We start from the raw sequence: 19,153 nt of genomic DNA on the forward strand, positions 1-19,153 counted from the left end.
ATATGATTGTAATGGAATCATTGCAGCCTTGGAAGGGGCTCGGCGAAATAAAATCAGAAGTTGATTAGAACAGATAGAGCTTTTGCCGTATTAGCTAGAAATTATTAGATTTTACCGCATGCATCCGACTCCCTCCAATGGATATCCCCTTGTCCTGTCCAAATGGGTGCGACTTCGGACTCCTTCCTTCATTCCCCTCTATCCTAATGCAAACCAAATTCCTATTTAGCACCAATAAATATAATAGATAAAATTTTTAAAAAATTTAATCCAAACTCTTCACATTTCATTTTGTTTGGTATATACTGTACTACAACAGATGGAAACAAAATAAACTGTATTATAAAAAGGAGGAAAATTCATGATCAAAAGTCCAGTTGAATTTTTTAGAACTCTTCCCAAAAAGGTTTGCCCGGAGTGCGGCCAAACAGTCAAGGAACAGGCCGAATCTTATCTAATGGAATGTGATCGGTGTCTTTCAAAAAAAATGGAATAGTACATCCAGCGGAAGGCGTCAGGCCCTCCGCTTTTTATTTACTCCTATATGTCACCATTTCCACTAAAAAGGTACCTTCAGCTGTTACAGTACAGTAAATTTAAAATGTTTGAAAAGTCTATAAATTTATTAGGCCTTCCTGTATAATTGTCCCATAATCTCTATATTTAGAGAATCGAAATAGGAGGGATCGTTAAATGGTTCAAACAGCAGTAACCCGATTAAGGCGTGTTGAGGTACCGGAAGATCGAACATGGAAAGTGGAGGATTTATTTGCTTTAGAGGAAGATTGGCATAAAGAAATGAGAAGTATAGATGAAGATCTTGCTGTTTTTGAGCAGTACAGGGGAAAGCTCCATGAAGGCCCGCAAATATTACTGGGCTGCCTTTCTGCTCAGGAAAAGCTCTCCATCCGTTTGGTTCAAGCTGGAACGTATGCTAGCTTGCGTCAGTCGGAGGATGGAACGAATCCGGACAATCAGGCAAATTCATCCATACTTGCATCTTTAAGAGCAAAAGCAGCCTCCGCTCTTTCGTTTATTGATTCTGAGTTAATGTCCTTACCTGAAGGCACGATTGAAACATACATAGACGATGAAAGCGGCCTGGAGCCTTTCAGAAAACAGCTGACAGATCTTCTTGAATCAAAGAAGCACAGGCTTTCTCCAGAGACGGAAGAAGCCCTGGCAGCATTGGGCGAAGTACTTGGAGCTCCGTATAATATGTATCAGGCCGCAAAACTTGCTGACATGCCATTTTCCTCTTTTAATGACAGTGAAGGAAACGATTTGCCAAACTCTTTTGCTCTTTACGAAGATCGTTATGAGTTTTCGTCAGACACTGCCATTAGAAGGAATGCCTATGCCTCATTTACAGATTCACTGGAAAACTATAAGAATACATTTGCCTCTGCCTATTCTGCCGAGGTGAAAAAGCAGGTAACATTTGCAAAGCTGAGAAAATACAGTTCAGTCACACAAATGCTCCTGGATTCCCAGCATGTTACAGAGGAAATGTACAACAATCAGCTGAATATTATCCAAAAAGAGCTTGCCCCCCATATGCGCAGATATGCTCAGTTAAAGAGAAAAGTTCTTGGATTGGATAAGATGCTTTTTTGTGACCTGAAGGCGCCTCTTGATCCGGAGTTCAATCCTGAAACAACCTTTGAAGAAGCATCAAAAGTCATATTAGAGGCTCTCAAAGTAATGGGACCAGAGTATACGGATATAATGAAGAAAGGCTTGACTGAACGCTGGGTTGATTTGGCTGACAATGTAGGGAAATCTACAGGTGCATTTTGTTCAAGTCCATATGGATCACATCCTTTCATCCTGATTACATGGACAGACACAATGCGCGGTGCTTTTGTTCTTGCTCATGAGCTTGGGCATGCGGGTCATTTCTATTTGGCTAATAAATATCAGCGTATAATGAATACCCGCCCTTCAACCTACTTTGTAGAAGCTCCATCAACGCTTAACGAATTGCTGCTCGGACAGCATTTAATGGCAGGCACTGAGGATAAGAGAATGAAGCGCTGGGTAATTCTTCAGCTGCTTGGAACTTATTATCACAACTTTGTCACACACCTTCTCGAGGGAGAATATCAGCGAAGAATATATAATCTTGCTGATCGAGGGATTCCGTTAACGGCAAAAACACTTTCAGATCAAAAGATGGAAACACTTGCTGAATTCTGGGGTGATACGGTTGAACTGGATGATAAGGCGGCTTTAACCTGGATGAGACAGCCTCATTATTACATGGGACTCTATCCATATACTTATTCAGCTGGTTTGACTGCTTCCACTGCTATGGCACAGAGCATTCAAGAGGAAGGCCAGCCTGCCATTGACCGCTGGCTTGATGTTTTAAAAGCTGGTGGAACGAAAAAGCCGCTCGATCTCCTCAAGAGTGCAGGCATTGATATGTCTAAGCCAGATCCAATCCGCAAAGCCGTAAGCTATGTGGGGATGTTGGTGGATGAATTGGAAAACAGCTACTTGTAGCAAAAAAGCCCCTCCGTTTACCGGAGGGGCTTTTTAGGTTAAATATACTACTCATTATCATTCATTTGATCTCTGGCTTTATAGAAATAACCAAATTATATGATGATCAGTAACCTCTAAGCAAATCCCAAAATTTATGGAGGTGAATACTTGATAGCGGATCTTTTTGTTTGTAATTGCCAATGTTATGATAACGTTACAGGTATATTAATTGGCTTCAAGGCACGGGTCTTCTCTATATAAATGAAACCGTCATATCTGAGTGAGACTTTTGTAGGCACATAATTCCCGTACTGTTCATATTCAGGGTTATATACGACTCCGATGGCTCGCTGACCGATAGATTCATTAAATAATTCCCTGTTATCATCAGTGAACAACAAAATCTTATCACCCGGGCCTGCCTTTTGAAGTGCATCCTCCCAGCTCCCTGCCTGTGCTGGAGGCACCTCCATAACCTGCATCTCATCCCCCCATTGTTCCGAAGCTATAACGGTACCTGAGTGAGTGCCAAACCCGAGTGCGAAAATCTGATCTTCCCCATATTTCTCGCGAAGGATTTGCCCAACGTTAACTAGCCCCTCTTCTTTCATATCTGTTGCTCTTGCATCTCCAATATGAGTATTGTGTTCCCATACGATTACCTTGGCATTTTCTCCGTAATATTTGGAGACCGCCTCTATGGCACTTACCATGTGATGATCCCTAATATTCCAGTCATCAGGCCCGCCTTTTACCATTGCTCGATAATAGTTTTCTGCATTTACGGCAACAAGGCTATTCAGCATAAGGTTTAGTGATTCTTCTTCGCAGTTCCTGGTAGGCTCCCACTTATTTTTTATTTTAAGTAAAAGATCGGCTACTTCTTTTTCACATCCTTCCCCATATAAGGCCGCAGAAACTGCATAATTTTCAGGTGTCCGATGAAAAGGCTCAAAGCAGGCAAATGCTTTTTTAGCAGCTTCCAGCTCTGCAGCTTCCTTTGTCTCCAGAAGGTTTATTATTTCATCCATGGATTCCCATAAGCTATATATATCGATGCCATAGAAACCCGCCTTTCGGCTGTGTTCATCTATTAGCTGATTGTGATTATAAAGCCAGGTTATTAGATCTTTATTTTCCTCATTTGCCCACATCCATGTCGGCCACCTGTTAAAATTTTTGAGTGCTTCAAGGGGATCCAGAGGTACATAACCTTTAACATATCTGTTAATGGTAAAGCAGGAAGGCCAGTCTCCTTCTACAGCGATACAGTTGAACCCTTTTTGTTCAATTAGTCTTTTTGATATTTCTGCTCTTACTGTATAAAATTCTGATGTACCATGAGAAGCTTCCCCCAATAAAACAAATTTCGCTTTCCCGGCAGCTTGAATAATTCGGTCGAGCCCAGATGAATCGCTGAAAGAGAATGCTTCATTCTGAATATTTGATATCAAGTCTTTATTTTCTTCGATTTTTATCACCCCATTTAAAACCTATATAGTTACTCTGCCCATTTGAATTAGGATTAATATGGTTGAATATAAGACCAATGCGGAGAGAAAACTTTAAAGAAAGGTGTCCAATATCTAAATCAGAAGGAGTTTTATAATGAAAGAAAACGATGAAAAGTACCTGACATATGCACCAAAAGAAGAGATGGTCACCATTGAAACGGGTGGCAAATCTCCAAATTTAAAACATGCAGCTGGGGATTCAGTTGATGAACATGAACAGCAGGAAACGGCAAATGCTATTATAGGTGCTAAAGAAATTGGACAGCAAAACGAAAACCTATAATTAAAGGAGTGAATGGAATGGAGACAATCGATCCTAAAAAAGTGAAATCAGGTGATGAGGTTTTTGTTATTTATCATAACCCTCATACTCCAAGTGTTGCAAACGTAAGGCCGGCAGAAATTGTACCGCATCCTAAAGACCCTAATGCAGTGGCCCTCTTCCTTAATGAATCCTTCCATTTAATAGAAGAAGACGATGCTTTGTTTTCATCTGAACATGATGCAGAACAGGCCTTTCAAGAATTGTATGGAGACTTTTAAATCATTAATAAGAAAGACTGTTATCTTGTGACAACAGTCTTTCAAAAATTAATTATCACAAAATTTGCGGCAATTCCCTCATTTCGGCAGTTGTTTCATCACCGCATAATGGGCATTTTAAATCTGAAGAGGCAAAATCTTTTCTCATCCAGCCATTGCAGCTATTGCAGGAATACACCTCTGTGTCCAGCATTACAACTTCCGGCTTGTCATCTTGGCCTTTTTTATTGAAAAAAATAGGAAACGCCCCCTTTTTTTCTTAGTATGGACAAGAAAGGGGAAAATTATAGAAAATGTTTTGAACAAATTTTGAATAGGAGGTGATGCAATGGACCGCCGGCAGAAAAAGAGAAACCTTACTATAGCAGGAACGGATATTGATGAAGTAAAAAGGCTGAACAGTCAATCCGGGCTATCATATAACGAAGCAAAAAAACGGCTCGCAGAAATTTACTATAAAAAATGAAGCAGTGAATATGTTCCTTTCATTAGTAGGATCAATCTTTAGTTGTTATGGTGAAGAAACCTTTATTAAAGGCCAGAAATAAGCATGTTTTTCCGGAGAGTAGTGTACTATCGGTTCACCTTTAAAGTGCTTTCGGGGCAAAAATGAAGCTAAAGTGTTTTGATGTATCGTGCAAGAAGCTTCATGCAGCTGCCATTTTGTATGATGGATATCCCCGCGATAAACCTTTTCACCTTTTGTTACCCATAAGCAATACCTTTCAGTCAGCCATTCATCAAGTGTTCCGGGTTTTGAATTGAATGGGCTTGATATTGGCTTATAATCTGCTTTGAATTGGCCGTTCTCTGAAGGACTTTGTGTTCGCCTGCTTTCATAATTAATTTGTCCTTCAGACTTACTGACTTGCATTTTGGCATTCATATACGGAAGGAAATACAGCATTCTGGCTCCTGTTACGGCTAAAAAGTTGTCTGCATCCAGACTAAAAAAATATACGCCTTTAATGCCCGCATATTCCACATAAGTCCTTACATTCAATTCATTCATTGATTTCATAATTGGCAATGTCGGCAAGCCGCGCACCCTCATTTTACTGATCCAGAAAGGTACTGCTCCAACCCATGCTGTACCGTTGTATGTATCTAATGTTAACTTTGAGGGGATGTGTTTTTCCATTATTTCCGCAGGCACTGGCCAATGAGCAAATAATACATCATTCCATATTTGTTCCATAACCCAGGGTTTATCAGGCAGCGGAAAAGGCCTGTGTCCTGTTATCTTCAATTCTTCTTTCATTCCCTTACCGCCCTTCCACATGTTATATAAATGATTATTCCTCCTAATACCGGTATTAAACTTAGCTGGCATAAATGAATAGTTCTAACCTTGGGCATTACACTGTATTTATGAATGGAGGTGATGGTTCATGAATAGTCAGTTTTCTGCACCTTATCTGAAAACGCTAAGTCTGTCTCCTGAAAATCAGGAGTCTCCCATTCATTTTTTGAAGCACTGGAAAACACCGCAGGATTATTTTTATTTAAGAAACCATTTTTCCTACCCGCTAATAAACCCTCAGAATTTATTTTTGTCCATTAGCGGCAACGTGAATAAACCGGTGGAAATATCTTTAAGTGAACTTTCCCGCTTTCCTTCCAAAACCATTCTGGTCCCTCTGGAGTGCGCTGGCAATAACAGAGCCAAATTTAAACCAAAGGTTTTTGGTGAGCAATGGGAAGAAGGAGCAGTCAGTCAGGGGAAATGGAAAGGGGTGCCTTTAAAGGAACTGCTGGATCAAGCCGGACTTTTGGATGGAAGTAAAGAAGCTGTGTTTGCCGGAATGGATTTTGGTGAACGAAAAGATTTGAATGAATCCTTTTACTTTGCCAGAAGCCTGCCAATTGAAAAGGCACTCCACGAAGATACGATTGTAGCTTATGAGTATAACGGCAAGCCCATACCTTATAAGCATGGGTATCCATTCAGGCTAATCGTGCCTCAATGGTATGCAATGTCCTCCGTCAAATGGCTTATGAATATTTTTATTATTCGACATGAATTTAATGGTCCTTTTCAAACAAAAGATTATGTTTATTATCCTTTTAAAGACAGCGATCTGGATAAAAAGCCTGTTACAGCCATAAATGTTAATAGCACAATCCAGGAGCCTTTGAATTATTCCATTATTCAAGAAGGACTTCAGACTATTAGAGGAATTGCCTGGACTGGCACGGGAACAATTAATGAGGTGGCAATTAGCATTGATCATGGGGATACATGGAGGAAGGCCACGCTTAAATACAGGGAAAACGAAAAATTTTCCTGGGTAAAGTGGCATTTTGATTGGGAGGCATACAAGGGTGAGCATACCATTCTTGTGAGGGCCAGTGATTCAGAGGGCAATATGCAGCCAATAAAGCCTTACTGGAACAGAAAAGGATATGGATATAATGCTGTGCAAAAAATAAAAATTCAAGTGGAATAACACTTTTCATGTGCAATGTTCCTATTTTCCTTATTTACTCATAAACAAAAGAGAAGATGTCCAAAACATCCTCTCTTTTTCATTATAGATTTTATCACCACTGCAATCTAAATCAGCAATCCATGCATGAACAGATTTTAATTTTCTTGATCTGTTCTCTTACCTGCTTCAGGTTCACCAGGTGTCTGGTTGCCTGTTGTAGCCTGGTATCCCACCCGATAGGATGAAGTCCTCTTTTTTCTGAGAACTTCTGGCATTTTATACTGGCCCAGATCATCTTGAGCATCTTTTGGTGCCATTGAATTGCCTCCTTACTATTGTGTTATTCATCATACCCTTTGCGCGGAATGGAAATATCCACACCGACAACGTCTTCAATTACTGCATCCGCCTGTCCTTCCATATATGCGTCACTCACTTGTTCATGTGTTGTCGCCAGGCCTGATGAAAGCTGATCATTCCTCTTATAATCTTCAGTCTCATAATATCTGCCTGCAATATCTGTTCCCTCATTTTTGTCTTTTTTATTCATATGGAATCCCTCCTTCTAATTTAGAACTATCTTTATTTTGGACATTTTACTCATTATCATACTGTTCCATTTCAAACAGGAAGGGCAAAAACAAAAAATCTGCCCAAACACGGGCAGATTTTTTGCGCTGTCATTTTTTTAGATAATTAGTAGCCTCCGCCAACGAAAGCAGCACCAACAATGATTAGAAGTATAAACAGGACAACGATTAAAGCAAAACCGCCGCCATACCCTGCGCCTGCACCCATTCCAACACCTCCTGACATCTAGTGACAGTGTATGAAAATGATGTTTGTCCCGAATGGGCAATTATAAGGCGGGATGAAAATAAAATCAAAGATTCATTTATTATAAGCTGGCTGTATAAGATGTTTTTCAGTTATTGCCCCCTTGGAAGAGATTAACTCATTTAAAATGTGAATAAAAATAGGAGATTATTCAACAAATTTTAATTGGCAGGAAAAAAACTCTTTACTGCAAACGGATTCATGGTAAAATGGACATGTAATCAAGTTAGATGTCTGACGTCTATTCACAAACCTCTTTGATGAGAGGTCTATATTTTTGGCGTTTCGTAAAAACGTTTTCATTATTCTAAATTCAACAAATGAGGTGTCAACATGAGTTTTATATGGGGTTTATTAGGAGTTGCTGCTGTATTGGGGATTGCTTTACTCCTTTCATCAAATCGAAAGGCAATCAATCTCCGTACAATTTTAGGCGGGCTGGCTATCCAGTTTGTATTTGCCTTTGCAGTTCTCAAATGGGAACTTGGAAAAAAAGTATTAGAAAAAATGACATTTGCAGTAAATAATATTGTCGGATTTGCCAATGAAGGAATAAATTTTTTATTCGGAGGCTTGTTCCAGGAAGGTTCAGGAGTAGGAATGGTATTTGCCTTCCAAGTGCTGACTACAGTTATCTTCTTTTCTTCCCTTATCTCTGTTCTTTATTATACCGGGATTATGCAAATAATTATAAAGGTCATTGGCGGAGGTTTGTCCAAGCTGCTTGGAACAAGCAAGGCAGAGTCCATGTCTGCAGCAGCCAATATTTTTGTCGGACAAACGGAAGCTCCATTAATTGTCCGCCCTTTCCTGAACAAAATGACGAAATCTGAACTGTTTGCTGTTATGACCGGAGGCCTTGCATCAGTAGCCGGTTCAGTTCTTATAGGATACTCCCTTCTTGGGGTACCATTGGAATACTTGCTTGCTGCAAGCTTCATGGCTGCACCTGCCGGTCTTGTCCTCGCTAAAATTATGATACCTGAAACAGAAGTATCAGAGACAACAGACGACATAACTATTGAAAAAGATACTGATTCTGTAAATGTGGTAGACGCTGCGGCACGCGGTGCAAGTGTCGGACTTCAGCTTGCATTAAACATCGGTGCTATGCTTCTTGCTTTTATCGCTCTGGTCGCTCTTATCAATGGAATTATCGGATTTGCAGGCGGGCTTTTCGGATTTGAAAATCTTACACTGGAAACCATTCTTGGTTTTGTTTTTGCCCCTCTTGCATTTGCAGTAGGTGTTCCTTGGGCTGAAGCTGTACAGGCTGGCGGATATATTGGCCAAAAGCTTGTATTGAATGAATTTGTTGCTTATTCAGCTTTCGCTCCAGAAATCAGCAGCCTGTCTCCAAAGACTGTTGCAGTAGTAAGTTTCGCGCTTTGCGGATTTGCCAACATTTCCTCAATGGCCATTCTCCTGGGCGGACTGGGCAACCTTGCTCCTGAACGCAGGAACGATATAGCCAAGCTTGGGATTCGAGCTGTAATAGCTGGAGCACTTGCTTCTCTTTTAAGTGCAGCAATTGCAGGAATGTTAATTTAATAGTTTTATAGCATACTGGATTAATCCGGTATGCTTTTTTTTGATGTAAATTCGGGAACAGGCGAGAATTGTCGAATATTATCTGAAAATTATTTTAATTCAGAGTTGATTTTATATTTTTGTTAATGTTAAAGTATGATTGTAAGCGTTACCATAAGTATTCTTCTAAAAGTTTTGCACCATGGAAATACATAGACTACTATTTTAAGGAGGAATTATATGAGTCAGCTAACTGCAGGTTTAAAAGAAAAGGTGGAAAAGTTTTTAAGCGGAAAGAAAAAATTATATATCAATGGTGAATTTGTTGAAAGCAAATCACAGAAAACGTTTGATACGTATAACCCGGCTACAGGAGAAGTTCTTGCTTCTGTTTTCGAAGCCGGTGCAGAAGATATTGATCTGGCAGTAAAAGCAGCCCGAAAGGCTTTTGATGAAGGCAAATGGTCAAAAATGAGCGCCTCTAAGCGCAGCCGCCTGATGTATAAGCTTGCTGATCTTATGGAAGAAAACAGTGAAGAATTAGCACAGCTTGAGACATTGGATAATGGTAAGCCAATCCGTGAAACAACTAATGCCGATATTCCTCTGGCTGTTGAACATATGCGATACTATGCAGGCTGGTCTACAAAGATTGTCGGCCAGACTATTCCTGTCAGCGGGCCATTCTTCAACTATACTCGCCATGAGGCAGTTGGTGTGGTGGGCCAAATCATCCCTTGGAACTTCCCTCTTCTTATGGCAATGTGGAAGCTGGGTGCTGCTCTTGCAACAGGATGTACGGTTGTACTTAAGCCAGCGGAGCAAACACCTCTTTCTGCATTATATCTTGCTGAGCTGATGGATGAAGCCGGCTTCCCTCCAGGGGTTGTCAATATTGTTCCAGGTTTCGGAGAAACAGCTGGCCAGCCGCTTGTCGATCATCCATTAGTAGATAAAATTGCGTTTACTGGTTCTACTGAAGTAGGCAAACTGATTATGTCGAATGCTTCAAAAACGTTAAAGCGCGTAACGCTTGAGCTTGGCGGTAAGTCTCCAAATATCATTCTGCCAGACGCTGATTTATCAAAAGCTATTCCAGGAGCTCTGAACGGTGTTATGTTCAACCAGGGTCAGGTGTGCTGTGCCGGCTCCCGTGTTTTCATACAAAAAAAGCAGTTTGATAATGTTGTAGCTGATATGGCTTCACATGCCAAAAAAATTAAACAAGGTGCCGGCATTCATGCTGACACAGAAATTGGCCCGCTTGTTTCTGCTGAGCAGCAAAACCGCGTTCTTGGTTACATTGAAAAAGGACTGAGCGAAGGTGCCCAGCTTGTAGCAGGAGGCGAAAAGCCGCAAGAGCAAGGTTACTTCGTCTCCCCTACTATTTTTGCTGATGTTCGTGATGAAATGACGATTGCAAAGGAAGAAATATTCGGACCTGTTATTTCGGCCATGCCTTATGATGACTTAGACGAATTAATTAACCGGGCTAATAACAGTGAATATGGTTTAGCTGCGGGTGTTTGGACTCGGGATGTGGCAAATGCACACTATGTGGCCAACAAACTCCGTGCAGGTACAGTTTGGGTGAACTGCTACAACGCATTTGACGCAGCATCTCCATTTGGCGGCTACAAGCAATCCGGAATCGGCCGTGAAATGGGATCATACGCTCTGGATAACTATACAGAAGTTAAGAGTGTTTGGATTTCAATGAAGTAATAGCCGAACCAAAAAAGGAACCTTGCGGGGTTCCTTTTTTATTTATCAGAAATTCTATCTTGGATTTCTGAGCCCTGTCTAGCTTCAGCGCCTGCCCGCTCGAGGTCACAAGCTTGTCTAGTTGCGGCTCCTAGGGACTCGGGGTCATAAGTAAATCCCTTCCAGAAGGAAAGAACACCTTCTTACAGGGCACGTCTTATGCCTGTCGTCCCTGGGAAGTCGCCTCCACATTCCAAGCAATCCTCCCAAAAAGGTAAAGAACGACCTTGGAATAACCATGGTACTGTGGTAATATTTTCGCATTTGTTCCTTGATTTATAATTATTTAGATTCTATTTAAGGGGACTGACGTCCGCTTGTCTCTTTTGACAATTTTATCTCTCATCCCCCATCTGAACATCTATCAAGGTCATTTCATCGGCCAGCTTCAAAGCTTCCTTTAATGTCTGTTCAAATTCATTCAATTGATGAGGTCTTACACCTTTTACTCCAAAACTGTTGGCTAATTGCACAAAGTCAGGGTTGCCAAAAGCAGTTCCAAAGCTGCTATTGAATTTTTCCTGCATCATTTGTTCCTCTAATTTTAATGCTGCATTATTTAAAACAATGATGATAAACGATAGGCCTAATCGTTGAGCCGTTTCTAATTCAGATATATTCATTAAAGCCCCTCCGTCTCCGGTGATACAAATAACCGGAGCATCTGGACAAGCTATTTTGGCACCAATGGAACCTGGCAAGGCAATCCCCATTGAGGCTAAGCCATTTGATATAATGAGTCGACCGGCTTGATTTGGTTGGTAGGTGCGGGCAATGGATACCTTGTGGGCACCTACATCAGAAATGATGATGGTGTTTTCTGGTGTGATTGTTTCAATCACCTTTAAGACATTTTCTATCGTCAATGATTGATCTTTTTTTGAATCTGTATCGATTTGGTAAGCCAATTTAACCCTTTCTCTTAAATTCCCCATCGGAACCCATGGTTTAAATGGAAGTTCCAGTTGATTAAGTGCCTGTAAGGTCTGATTTAAATCACCTACCAATTCTCCCTTTAAAGGATAGTGTTCATCCATTTCGGCTGGAATAGGATCAATATGTAAAATAGGACGCTGCTTTTTATTCCAATCCTTAGGAGGCTTTTCAACAAAATCATACCCTACGACGATTAACAAATCAGCTTCCTCTATGATTGGTAAAACTTCATCCTTTTCATTAAATCCAAATGTATAAAAATTAAGGGGATTGTCTTTAGGTAACACCCCTTTCGCCATAAAACTATGGATAACAGGTGATTTTAGCTTCTCCACAAATGTGATGAGTTCCGAAACAGCTTCTTGTCTTATTATACCGTTGCCTGCTATGACAAGTGGTTTCTGGTATTGACCTAATATAGTACATGCACTCTCTAAAGCTTGTGAACTTGGTGTACTTCTTGGAATAGGTGTCACAGATAATGTGTGATTAGAAATCATCTGTGAAGAAAGATTCTCTGGAAATTCAATTAAAACAGCACCAGGTTTTTCCATTTTAGCTAATCTAAAGGCCTTGCGAATGATCATTGGAATGGTACTTGAATCTTTTATTTGAACACTCCACTTTGTTACAGGTTCAAATATTTTGACTATATCCAAATATTGATGGGATTCCTGGTGCTGCCTATTAAAGCCAGCTTGTCCTGTTATGGCTACAACTGAAGAATGGTCCAAATTTGCACTCGAAATTCCAGTCAAAAGGTTTGTGGCACCAGGTCCTAATGTCGCTGTGCACACACCAGCCTTTTTTGATAATCTGCTGTAAACATCCGCCATAAAAGCTGCTCCTTGTTCATGACGAACATTTACAAACTGAATTTGTTTCGATTTTGACAATGAATCAATCAGATCAAGGGTTTCCTTCCCCACAATACCAAAAATATACTCTACGCCCTCATTTTCTAAGCATTGAACAAGTAAATCGGTTGCTTTCATACGACTCCCCTTTTCAAACTAGCTTTTTCCTATTTTTCTCCTTCATTTATTAAAATAACCTTTCGATCTTAGGAGGAAAGGTTGTAAGCATGACGTAAATCGGATGCTTTTCTTATTGCTTCACTTTAATTTCCCCTGTATTAAGAATAAGTTCACAGATTATCCATAGGATTTTTGATGGATATTATTTATCCTTATATTGGGAGGGGAAATAATGAAAAAAGTTTATATTATATCCGCTATTATCGTAATATTAGGCATAGCAGCCGGCATTTCTTTTTTTATTATTCGTGATATGACTGCCAAGATACCTGATCATATTACACTTTTAACAGATGATGAGAAGGTATATGACTTTGCAGAGTCGGATAAAAAACTGAAGCTTGTTGAATTTATTTATACGCACTGTCCGGATATTTGTCCGACTACTACACAAAGGATGAATCTGCTGAAAGGTGATCTTAGCAAGGAAGGTGTTTTTGGGGAGAAGGTGCAATTCATTACTGTAACGATCGACCCCTATAGAGACACCGCAGAGGTCCTTCGAAAATATAGAAATACCTTTGAAATCGAAAATGATGGCAATTGGGTCTTTCTTACTGCAGAGCCTGATAAACTGAAAAAAGATCAGTCTGAAATTCAGGATCTAGCTAACACGTTTCAATTTCAATACCGTGATCCCGGTGATGGTTTTTACGTTCATAGCACCTTTGTCTATTTGCTTGACGAGAATAACAAGTTTATTAAGAAGTTCCCCATGGGAGAAGACTTTGATAAGAATGATGTTTTCAATAAGATTATGAAGCAAATATAATAAAAAGTGGCGGATTCTGGATCCGCCACTTTTTTTAACCTAATTCGCAGAAGAAGATAAATTTTTGTTTTGGTTAATGAGTATTAAAGTTTTTGATCTTGGCTTTGAAAAGCTTACTTTAATACCGGATTTTTTTAATCTGTTTACCAAATCAACCAGCTGCTTTTTAGCCATTTGAAAAACTCCTTTTTCCCTGCCTGTATGATTAATATTTTACATGAAAAATATGAAAAAACTATGAACAAAAAGAAACATTTTATGATTTTTGGAAGCATTTTTAAGGTTTTAATAAAAGTGTATGCTTGGTCCTCTCTTCATTGAGAGCTGTCTTATGATAGTTCCCTTCTGCCCAGCTGCTCATCTGGTCATGATACCATGGGCTTAGAGGATGTCCGGATTGTCCCGGTCCAACAAGATGATAGGCAGTATTCATGTTTTGCGTATCCACCACAAATCTCCACGAGCCCCCATGATTTACTGTACCATCTTCTTTATTAGCTGCGGCCTGAACAGTGACTGAACTTCCGCCAACAGGAATCTGCCCTTCTCTATTAAACAAGAAGTTTAAAGGTTTTACACTTGAAAGCGGATGGGAAAAGGCTAATTGGTGATAGTCTCCCCATTTCCATTCAGACAGATTATTTCCTTGAAGTTCTGCAGCTTTCTTTACTGCTGAACTCAATGATCGAGAAAGGACTTCCTCCAGTCCCCCCTTTTCTTCTATCCAGCGGCTTTCCCTGCCTTTTGCTGCATTTCTCAATAATTCATCCACTGCCTGCTTTTGCCCTTTAAAAAGCTTCCTCATTTCTGCTGATATCTCATCCTCAAAAAGAACATCGGAAATGTTTTTCATCCAAAGATTGAAAATGAGAGGGGCTGCTCCATCCTTACTGTCGTTATAATCCCATTTACTCAAGGCAGATAAAGCTTCCTTTTCAAGATTGGAAGTTGGCTTTCTAATTTCAGACAGGAAAACGGGTATAAATTCCTCTGCCTGCAGGTTCTTCTGATCCATCTGCAGGGTCATCATGTCTTCTGCTGTAAGATCATTCTTGCTTTTCAGGAACTCCTGAATGCGCATTTGCCTATAGGGCTGTGCCCAATCATGACTTATATGGTAAGGATAGCTGTCATCCATAACCTTATTGTTTGCAGTTGAGATGTATCCTTCTTTTGGATTAATCGCTTTTGGCAGATGATCATAAGGTATATAGCCCTCCCAGCCGTATTCATCCGACCAGCCAGGTACTGGCAGTAATCCGTCTCCTTTCTTTCTGATGGGGATTTTCCCGTTTGCTTTATAGGCTATTGTTCCATCTGGCGAGGCAAATACAAAGTTCTGTGCGGGTGTATGAAATAACTCCAATGCTTCTTCAAATTGATTCCAGTCCGATGATTTATTCATTTTTAGAATGGCTTCCAGTTCTTTTGAAGGTTCAAGGGCAGTCCATTGCAAAGAAAGAACGGTATCTTTGCCGCTGTCTGCAGCAAATTCCGAAATTACAGGTCCGTGGCGTGTAATCGTTACTTGATAGCTAATTGTCTCCTTGTCTTTTACCTTAATTGGTTCTTCAATTACTTCTGCCTTTTCCCATTTTCCATTGAATAGAAACTCATTTTTATTGGAAGGATTCCTTTTTTCAATATACAAATCCTGGACATCTGGTCCTGTATTGGTTACTCCCCATGCAATGTTCTCATTGTGACCGAGAATAATGCCCGGAATACCTGCAAAAATGACTCCGCTGACGTTCATTTCCGGGGATTGCAAATGCATCTGATACCATATGGAAGGTGTGCTGAGTGATAAATGCGGATCATCTGCAAGAATTGGCTTTCCGGATGCCGTTTTGCTGCCGGCTGCAACCCAGTTATTGCTTCCGTTAAATTCCGGTGGAGTGATTGCATTTGCAAAGCTTTCTTCAATATTTAAGTCGTGTTTTCCTATTATGTATGGGGCTTCTTCCGGATATGAGGGGAATAATTCATACGCTTTTTCTTCCGGAAAATGCTGAAGGAGATAATAGCGGAATGCCTGGCTTTCCCAGTGTCCTCCAAGATCATATGCCATATATTTGCCTATAGTAAGTGAATCCACGGGAGTCCATTCTTCAGGCTTATAGCCAAGTATGGAAAATTCAGGCGGCCATTTTCCATTTTCTTTGACCTCTTTAATATATAGATTTACTCCTTCTGCAAACCAGCCTAAAATCTGCTTTGCTTCCGGGGAGTAGGCTTCATAGGATGCTTCTGCAGCCCTTCTCAGCCCAAGTGTCCTAAAGTATTTATCATTTTCAACGGCTCCTTCCCCGATCACTTCACTTAATCTCCCAGATGCCTGCCGCCTGCTTAAATCCATTTGAAAAAGGCGATCCTGAGCTTGCACATATCCCTGTGCAATAAAGAGGTCTCGTTCATTATCCGCAAGTATGTGGGGAATGCCATTGCCGTCGCGATTTACCCTAACATCCGCAGTTATGGATCCAATTTTGACCTCTCCTTCTGTTTTAGGGATTGAGCGCGATAAATAACCAAACATAACGAAAAATGCCGCAGCCAATAACACTAATAGGATTGCAAAGCTCCATAGTGAGTATTTCTTCCACTTTGATTTTGGCTTGAGCTGGACTCCAATATGACCTCCCATAGAAATCCTTCCTTTATATTATATTTTTACTTCGAACTGTCCGGAGAGCTTTAATTGACCAGCTTCATTTTTAACTGAAACTTCTCCTGTCAGTCTCTTCTCATCTTCTTCCATTCTCTCCCCTGTCACTTTTCCTTCTATTGTCAGTTTCTCGCCAGGACGCGTCATTTTGCTGAAGCGCACTTTGAACTTTCTCAGGTTTTTTCTCGGAAACCAATCAGCCAGTGCTTCGCCTGCCATTCCCATAATGAGCATCCCATGGGCGATCACACCGTCCAATCCCGCTTTTTCCCCAACCGGTACTACTGTATGAATTGGATTAAAATCACCGGATGCTCCTGCATATTTGACCAGCTGTGTATGTGTGATTTCGGGTTTGTGAATTGCTGTTAAATCGCTCATTATTCTGTTCCCCTTCTTTCGATAATGGTAGATTCCGAATATAGAACCTTGATTCCTTCACTGTTTTTGTAATGAATTCCTATAGTGATAAAACGGAGATTCCTCTTTTCAAATGCTGAGATTAACTGAGGACCGGCAGTTATTGTATCGCCAGCACATAATTCCCCTAAATAGCGATATTCCTGACCTCCGTGAAGAACCTTAAGGGGGTCAAGGCCGAATAGGCTTATTAGGGTTTCGAAATCCAATCCTCCCCACATCTCTATGGCCGTCGGAAATGTGGGCGGAATGGGGATGTCCCGGTACCCCTCTTTTCTCGCAATGTCCGCATCATAATAAATAGGATTCCTGTCTCCGATTGCCATAGCAAATTCCCTGATTTTTCCCCTCTCAATTGTGAAGCTGAAAGGTTTTAGTTTTACATCTTCTTTTAAAAGAGATTCCATTACAAAAAGCACTTCCTCTCATTATGTTTATAATCTTTATGTATTCGACTTTTACCTGCCGCTTCCTTTTAATTTTCTTAACTTTTATGAAGCCGGCAGATTGTATTATGAAGAATTCGCGATTACGTGCTAAAAGTGGTATACTTTTAAGGATTATGTATTTGGAGGAATAAAAATAATATGATAACTGTCAGTAATGTAGGTCTTCGGTACGGCGACCGCAAACTATTCGAAGATGTTAATATTAAATTTACACCTGGCAATTGCTATGGTTTGATTGGAGCAAATGGTGCCGGTAAATCAACTTTTCTAAAGATTTTATCCGGTGAAATCGAGGCACAATCGGGAAGTGTTCATTTAGGTCCAGGCGAGCGTCTTGCTGTCCTGAAACAGAATCATTTTGAATACGAAGAGGTTGAAGCATTAAAAGTAGTCATCATGGGACATGCCCGCCTGTATGAAGTGATGCAGGAAAAAGATGCGATTTATATGAAGGCCGATTTCACTGATGAAGATGGCATGAAGGCTGCTGAACTTGAAGGTGAATTTGCAGAACTGAACGGATGGGAAGCAGAATCTGAAGCAGCTATTTTGCTGAAGGGGCTGGGCATCGAAGAAGAACTTCATGACAAAAAAATGGCTGACCTTTCTGGTTCCGAAAAAGTGAAAGTTCTTCTTGCGCAAGCCCTTTTCGGCAAGCCGGATGTTCTTTTGCTGGATGAGCCGACCAACCACTTGGATATCAAAGCCATTCAATGGCTTGAAGAATTCCTGATCAACTTTGAAAATACTGTTATTGTTGTATCCCATGACCGTCACTTTTTAAACAAAGTATGTACTCATATTGCCGACCTTGACTTTGGTAAAATTCAGATTTACGTTGGGAACTATGACTTCTGGTATGAGTCGAGCCAGCTTGCCCAAAGAATGGCTCAGGATGCTAATAAGAAAAAGGAAGAAAAAATCAAGGAACTGCAAAGCTTTATTGCCCGCTTTAGTGCAAACGCATCAAAATCCAAGCAGGCAACTTCACGCAAAAAGCTTCTTGACAAGATTTCTTTGGATGACATTAAACCGTCCTCCAGAAAATATCCGTATGTCGGATTTTCCCCTGACCGTGAAATCGGGAATGATTTGCTAAGGGTAGACGGCATCAGCAAAACAATAGATGGCGTTAAAGTTCTGAATAATGTCAGCTTTATTATGAACAAAGATGATAAAATTGCGTTAGTTGGCACAAACGAATTGGCGAAGACTACATTATTTAAAATATTGACTGGTGAAATGGAGCCGGATGAGGGAACGTATAAGTGGGGTGTTACAACATCTCAATCCTACTTTCCGAAAGATAACTCGGAGTTCTTCGAAAACTCTGATTTGAATCTTGTGGACTGGCTGCGCCAATTCTCACCCGCTGATGACAGTGAAAGTTTCCTGAGAGGTTTCCTTGGAAGAATGCTATTCTCTGGTGAGGAAGTTCTAAAGAAAGCAAGCGTTCTCTCAGGTGGAGAAAAAGTCCGCTGCATGCTTTCCAAAATGATGCTGAGCGGTGCAAATGTACTTATGCTGGATGAGCCAACCAACCACCTTGATTTGGAATCCATTACAGCATTGAACAATGGGCTTATTAATTTCAAAGGGTCTTTGGTCTTTGCATCACATGACCATCAGTTCATTCAAACCATTGCCAACCGAATTATTGAAATTACACCGGCTGGCATCGTCGATAAGCAAATGACATATGATGAGTATTTAGAAGATTCATCCATTCAAAAACAAGTTGCTGAAATGTATCAGTAGACA

General features: G+C 40.5%; 21 protein-coding genes. 10 read left to right on the forward strand and 11 right to left on the reverse strand.

The genetic code is table 11. From position 1 onward, the window contains the following. Positions 1 to 361: 361 nt before the first annotated feature. Complete coding sequence (gene yhfH, locus ACR42H_RS12500) at positions 362 to 496, forward strand: protein YhfH (RefSeq protein WP_009334590.1); 135 nt, start codon at positions 362 to 364, stop codon at positions 494 to 496. 197 nt (positions 497 to 693) lie between these two features. Beyond that, positions 694 to 2,508, forward strand: a complete 1,815-nt coding sequence (pepF, locus tag ACR42H_RS12505; RefSeq protein ID WP_436376514.1) for an oligoendopeptidase F — start codon at positions 694 to 696, stop codon at positions 2,506 to 2,508. Positions 2,509 to 2,693: 185 nt separating this feature from the next. Here the strand turns inward: pepF and ACR42H_RS12510 are convergent, their stop codons facing one another. Continuing rightward, positions 2,694 to 3,971 (reverse strand): erythromycin esterase family protein, encoded by a 1,278-nt coding sequence (locus ACR42H_RS12510; RefSeq protein ID WP_436376516.1) that lies wholly within the window; start codon positions 3,969 to 3,971, stop codon positions 2,694 to 2,696. Between the two features lie 127 nt (positions 3,972 to 4,098). On the opposite strand from ACR42H_RS12510, the gene ACR42H_RS12515 reads away from it, so the two are divergent. Both ACR42H_RS12515 and ACR42H_RS12520 read left to right on the forward strand, forming a co-directional pair. Continuing rightward, a complete protein-coding gene (locus ACR42H_RS12515; RefSeq protein WP_113880904.1) occupies positions 4,099 to 4,287 on the forward strand; it encodes a hypothetical protein in 189 nt (62 codons plus the stop codon). Positions 4,288 to 4,304: 17 nt separating this feature from the next. Then, positions 4,305 to 4,547, forward strand: a complete 243-nt coding sequence (locus ACR42H_RS12520) for a transcriptional regulator SplA domain-containing protein (protein ID WP_113880905.1) — start codon at positions 4,305 to 4,307, stop codon at positions 4,545 to 4,547. Between the two features lie 55 nt (positions 4,548 to 4,602). Here the strand turns inward: ACR42H_RS12520 and ACR42H_RS12525 are convergent, their stop codons facing one another. Beyond that, the gene (locus tag ACR42H_RS12525) at positions 4,603 to 4,785 is read right to left on the reverse strand and encodes a cold-inducible protein YdjO-related protein (protein WP_026041562.1); all 183 of its coding nucleotides are present in this window, start codon (positions 4,783 to 4,785) and stop codon (positions 4,603 to 4,605) included. A gap of 90 nt (positions 4,786 to 4,875) precedes the next feature. Here ACR42H_RS12525 and ACR42H_RS12530 point away from each other — a divergent pair, with 90 nt between their 5' ends. Further along, the gene (locus ACR42H_RS12530; RefSeq protein ID WP_436376518.1) at positions 4,876 to 5,013 is read left to right on the forward strand and encodes a hypothetical protein; all 138 of its coding nucleotides are present in this window, start codon (positions 4,876 to 4,878) and stop codon (positions 5,011 to 5,013) included. Positions 5,014 to 5,058: 45 nt separating this feature from the next. Here ACR42H_RS12530 and ACR42H_RS12535 read toward each other — a convergent pair whose 3' ends face one another. Beyond that, entirely contained in the window at positions 5,059 to 5,808 is a 750-nt protein-coding gene (locus ACR42H_RS12535) for a YqjF family protein (RefSeq protein ID WP_436376520.1), read from the reverse strand. A gap of 130 nt (positions 5,809 to 5,938) precedes the next feature. On the opposite strand from ACR42H_RS12535, the gene ACR42H_RS12540 reads away from it, so the two are divergent. After that, entirely contained in the window at positions 5,939 to 6,997 is a 1,059-nt protein-coding gene (locus ACR42H_RS12540; protein WP_436376522.1) for a sulfite oxidase, read from the forward strand. Positions 6,998 to 7,134: 137 nt separating this feature from the next. On the opposite strand, the gene ACR42H_RS12545 is transcribed toward ACR42H_RS12540, so the two are convergent. The 3 genes from ACR42H_RS12545 to ACR42H_RS12555 form a co-directional block, all read right to left on the reverse strand. After that, a complete protein-coding gene (locus tag ACR42H_RS12545) occupies positions 7,135 to 7,296 on the reverse strand; it encodes a hypothetical protein (protein WP_009334581.1) in 162 nt (53 codons plus the stop codon). Between the two features lie 23 nt (positions 7,297 to 7,319). Continuing rightward, positions 7,320 to 7,529, reverse strand: coding sequence for a YozQ family protein (locus ACR42H_RS12550; protein ID WP_113880907.1), 210 nt, complete (start codon positions 7,527 to 7,529; stop codon positions 7,320 to 7,322). Between the two features lie 146 nt (positions 7,530 to 7,675). Beyond that, positions 7,676 to 7,777 (reverse strand): YjcZ family sporulation protein, encoded by a 102-nt coding sequence (locus tag ACR42H_RS12555; protein WP_019379865.1) that lies wholly within the window; start codon positions 7,775 to 7,777, stop codon positions 7,676 to 7,678. A gap of 372 nt (positions 7,778 to 8,149) precedes the next feature. Between ACR42H_RS12555 and ACR42H_RS12560 the strand changes: the two genes are divergently transcribed. Together ACR42H_RS12560 and ACR42H_RS12565 are read left to right on the forward strand one after the other, a co-directional pair. Continuing rightward, entirely contained in the window at positions 8,150 to 9,367 is a 1,218-nt protein-coding gene (locus ACR42H_RS12560; protein ID WP_436376525.1) for a NupC/NupG family nucleoside CNT transporter, read from the forward strand. A 219-nt stretch (positions 9,368 to 9,586) separates the two neighbouring features. After that, complete coding sequence (locus ACR42H_RS12565; RefSeq protein ID WP_113880909.1) at positions 9,587 to 11,071, forward strand: aldehyde dehydrogenase family protein; 1,485 nt, start codon at positions 9,587 to 9,589, stop codon at positions 11,069 to 11,071. Positions 11,072 to 11,445: 374 nt separating this feature from the next. Here the strand turns inward: ACR42H_RS12565 and ACR42H_RS12570 are convergent, their stop codons facing one another. Further along, positions 11,446 to 13,041, reverse strand: coding sequence for an acetolactate synthase large subunit (locus tag ACR42H_RS12570; RefSeq protein ID WP_436376528.1), 1,596 nt, complete (start codon positions 13,039 to 13,041; stop codon positions 11,446 to 11,448). Between the two features lie 214 nt (positions 13,042 to 13,255). Here ACR42H_RS12570 and ACR42H_RS12575 point away from each other — a divergent pair, with 214 nt between their 5' ends. Beyond that, positions 13,256 to 13,855 carry an SCO family protein gene (locus tag ACR42H_RS12575; protein WP_113880911.1) on the forward strand — a complete coding sequence of 200 codons (600 nt, stop codon included), beginning with the start codon at positions 13,256 to 13,258 and terminating at the stop codon, positions 13,853 to 13,855. 39 nt (positions 13,856 to 13,894) lie between these two features. Here the strand turns inward: ACR42H_RS12575 and ACR42H_RS12580 are convergent, their stop codons facing one another. The 4 genes from ACR42H_RS12580 to ACR42H_RS12595 form a co-directional block, all read right to left on the reverse strand. Further along, positions 13,895 to 14,029, reverse strand: coding sequence for a hypothetical protein (locus ACR42H_RS12580; protein WP_256816508.1), 135 nt, complete (start codon positions 14,027 to 14,029; stop codon positions 13,895 to 13,897). Positions 14,030 to 14,132: 103 nt separating this feature from the next. Beyond that, positions 14,133 to 16,490 carry a penicillin acylase family protein gene (locus ACR42H_RS12585; protein ID WP_436376914.1) on the reverse strand — a complete coding sequence of 786 codons (2,358 nt, stop codon included), beginning with the start codon at positions 16,488 to 16,490 and terminating at the stop codon, positions 14,133 to 14,135. 30 nt (positions 16,491 to 16,520) lie between these two features. Next, positions 16,521 to 16,904, reverse strand: coding sequence for a MaoC/PaaZ C-terminal domain-containing protein (locus tag ACR42H_RS12590; protein WP_113880913.1), 384 nt, complete (start codon positions 16,902 to 16,904; stop codon positions 16,521 to 16,523). Continuing rightward, positions 16,904 to 17,350, reverse strand: coding sequence for an FAS1-like dehydratase domain-containing protein (locus ACR42H_RS12595; RefSeq protein ID WP_436376531.1), 447 nt, complete (start codon positions 17,348 to 17,350; stop codon positions 16,904 to 16,906). The genes ACR42H_RS12590 and ACR42H_RS12595 overlap by 1 nt, the downstream gene beginning before the upstream one ends. Before the next feature lie 180 nt (positions 17,351 to 17,530). On the opposite strand from ACR42H_RS12595, the gene ACR42H_RS12600 reads away from it, so the two are divergent. Beyond that, complete coding sequence (locus ACR42H_RS12600; RefSeq protein WP_436376533.1) at positions 17,531 to 19,150, forward strand: ABC-F family ATP-binding cassette domain-containing protein; 1,620 nt, start codon at positions 17,531 to 17,533, stop codon at positions 19,148 to 19,150. Positions 19,151 to 19,153: the final 3 nt, after the last annotated feature.

The sequence above is a fragment of the Cytobacillus sp. BC1816 genome (assembly GCF_051353635.1).
In the GTDB taxonomy this organism is placed as follows: domain Bacteria; phylum Bacillota; class Bacilli; order Bacillales; family Cytobacillaceae; genus Cytobacillus; species Cytobacillus oceanisediminis_C.

What these genes read in the sequence shown, in the direction of transcription:
- ACR42H_RS12550 (WP_113880907.1), bottom strand. Translation starts at nt 7,529, where the DNA reads ATGAATAAAAAAGACAAAAATGAGGGAACAGATATTGCAGGCAGATAT.
- ACR42H_RS12540 (WP_436376522.1), top strand. Translation starts at nt 5,939, where the DNA reads ATGAATAGTCAGTTTTCTGCACCTTATCTGAAAACGCTAAGTCTGTCT.
- ACR42H_RS12530 (WP_436376518.1), top strand. Translation starts at nt 4,876, where the DNA reads ATGGACCGCCGGCAGAAAAAGAGAAACCTTACTATAGCAGGAACGGAT.
- pepF (WP_436376514.1), top strand. Translation starts at nt 694, where the DNA reads ATGGTTCAAACAGCAGTAACCCGATTAAGGCGTGTTGAGGTACCGGAA.
- ACR42H_RS12570 (WP_436376528.1), bottom strand. Translation starts at nt 13,041, where the DNA reads ATGAAAGCAACCGATTTACTTGTTCAATGCTTAGAAAATGAGGGCGTA.
- ACR42H_RS12565 (WP_113880909.1), top strand. Translation starts at nt 9,587, where the DNA reads ATGAGTCAGCTAACTGCAGGTTTAAAAGAAAAGGTGGAAAAGTTTTTA.
- ACR42H_RS12535 (WP_436376520.1), bottom strand. Translation starts at nt 5,808, where the DNA reads ATGAAAGAAGAATTGAAGATAACAGGACACAGGCCTTTTCCGCTGCCT.
- ACR42H_RS12515 (WP_113880904.1), top strand. Translation starts at nt 4,099, where the DNA reads ATGAAAGAAAACGATGAAAAGTACCTGACATATGCACCAAAAGAAGAG.
- ACR42H_RS12590 (WP_113880913.1), bottom strand. Translation starts at nt 16,904, where the DNA reads ATGAGCGATTTAACAGCAATTCACAAACCCGAAATCACACATACACAG.
- ACR42H_RS12560 (WP_436376525.1), top strand. Translation starts at nt 8,150, where the DNA reads ATGAGTTTTATATGGGGTTTATTAGGAGTTGCTGCTGTATTGGGGATT.
- ACR42H_RS12595 (WP_436376531.1), bottom strand. Translation starts at nt 17,350, where the DNA reads ATGGAATCTCTTTTAAAAGAAGATGTAAAACTAAAACCTTTCAGCTTC.
- ACR42H_RS12545 (WP_009334581.1), bottom strand. Translation starts at nt 7,296, where the DNA reads ATGGCACCAAAAGATGCTCAAGATGATCTGGGCCAGTATAAAATGCCA.
- ACR42H_RS12555 (WP_019379865.1), bottom strand. Translation starts at nt 7,777, where the DNA reads ATGGGTGCAGGCGCAGGGTATGGCGGCGGTTTTGCTTTAATCGTTGTC.
- ACR42H_RS12600 (WP_436376533.1), top strand. Translation starts at nt 17,531, where the DNA reads ATGATAACTGTCAGTAATGTAGGTCTTCGGTACGGCGACCGCAAACTA.
- ACR42H_RS12520 (WP_113880905.1), top strand. Translation starts at nt 4,305, where the DNA reads ATGGAGACAATCGATCCTAAAAAAGTGAAATCAGGTGATGAGGTTTTT.
- yhfH (WP_009334590.1), top strand. Translation starts at nt 362, where the DNA reads ATGATCAAAAGTCCAGTTGAATTTTTTAGAACTCTTCCCAAAAAGGTT.
- ACR42H_RS12580 (WP_256816508.1), bottom strand. Translation starts at nt 14,029, where the DNA reads ATGGCTAAAAAGCAGCTGGTTGATTTGGTAAACAGATTAAAAAAATCC.
- ACR42H_RS12575 (WP_113880911.1), top strand. Translation starts at nt 13,256, where the DNA reads ATGAAAAAAGTTTATATTATATCCGCTATTATCGTAATATTAGGCATA.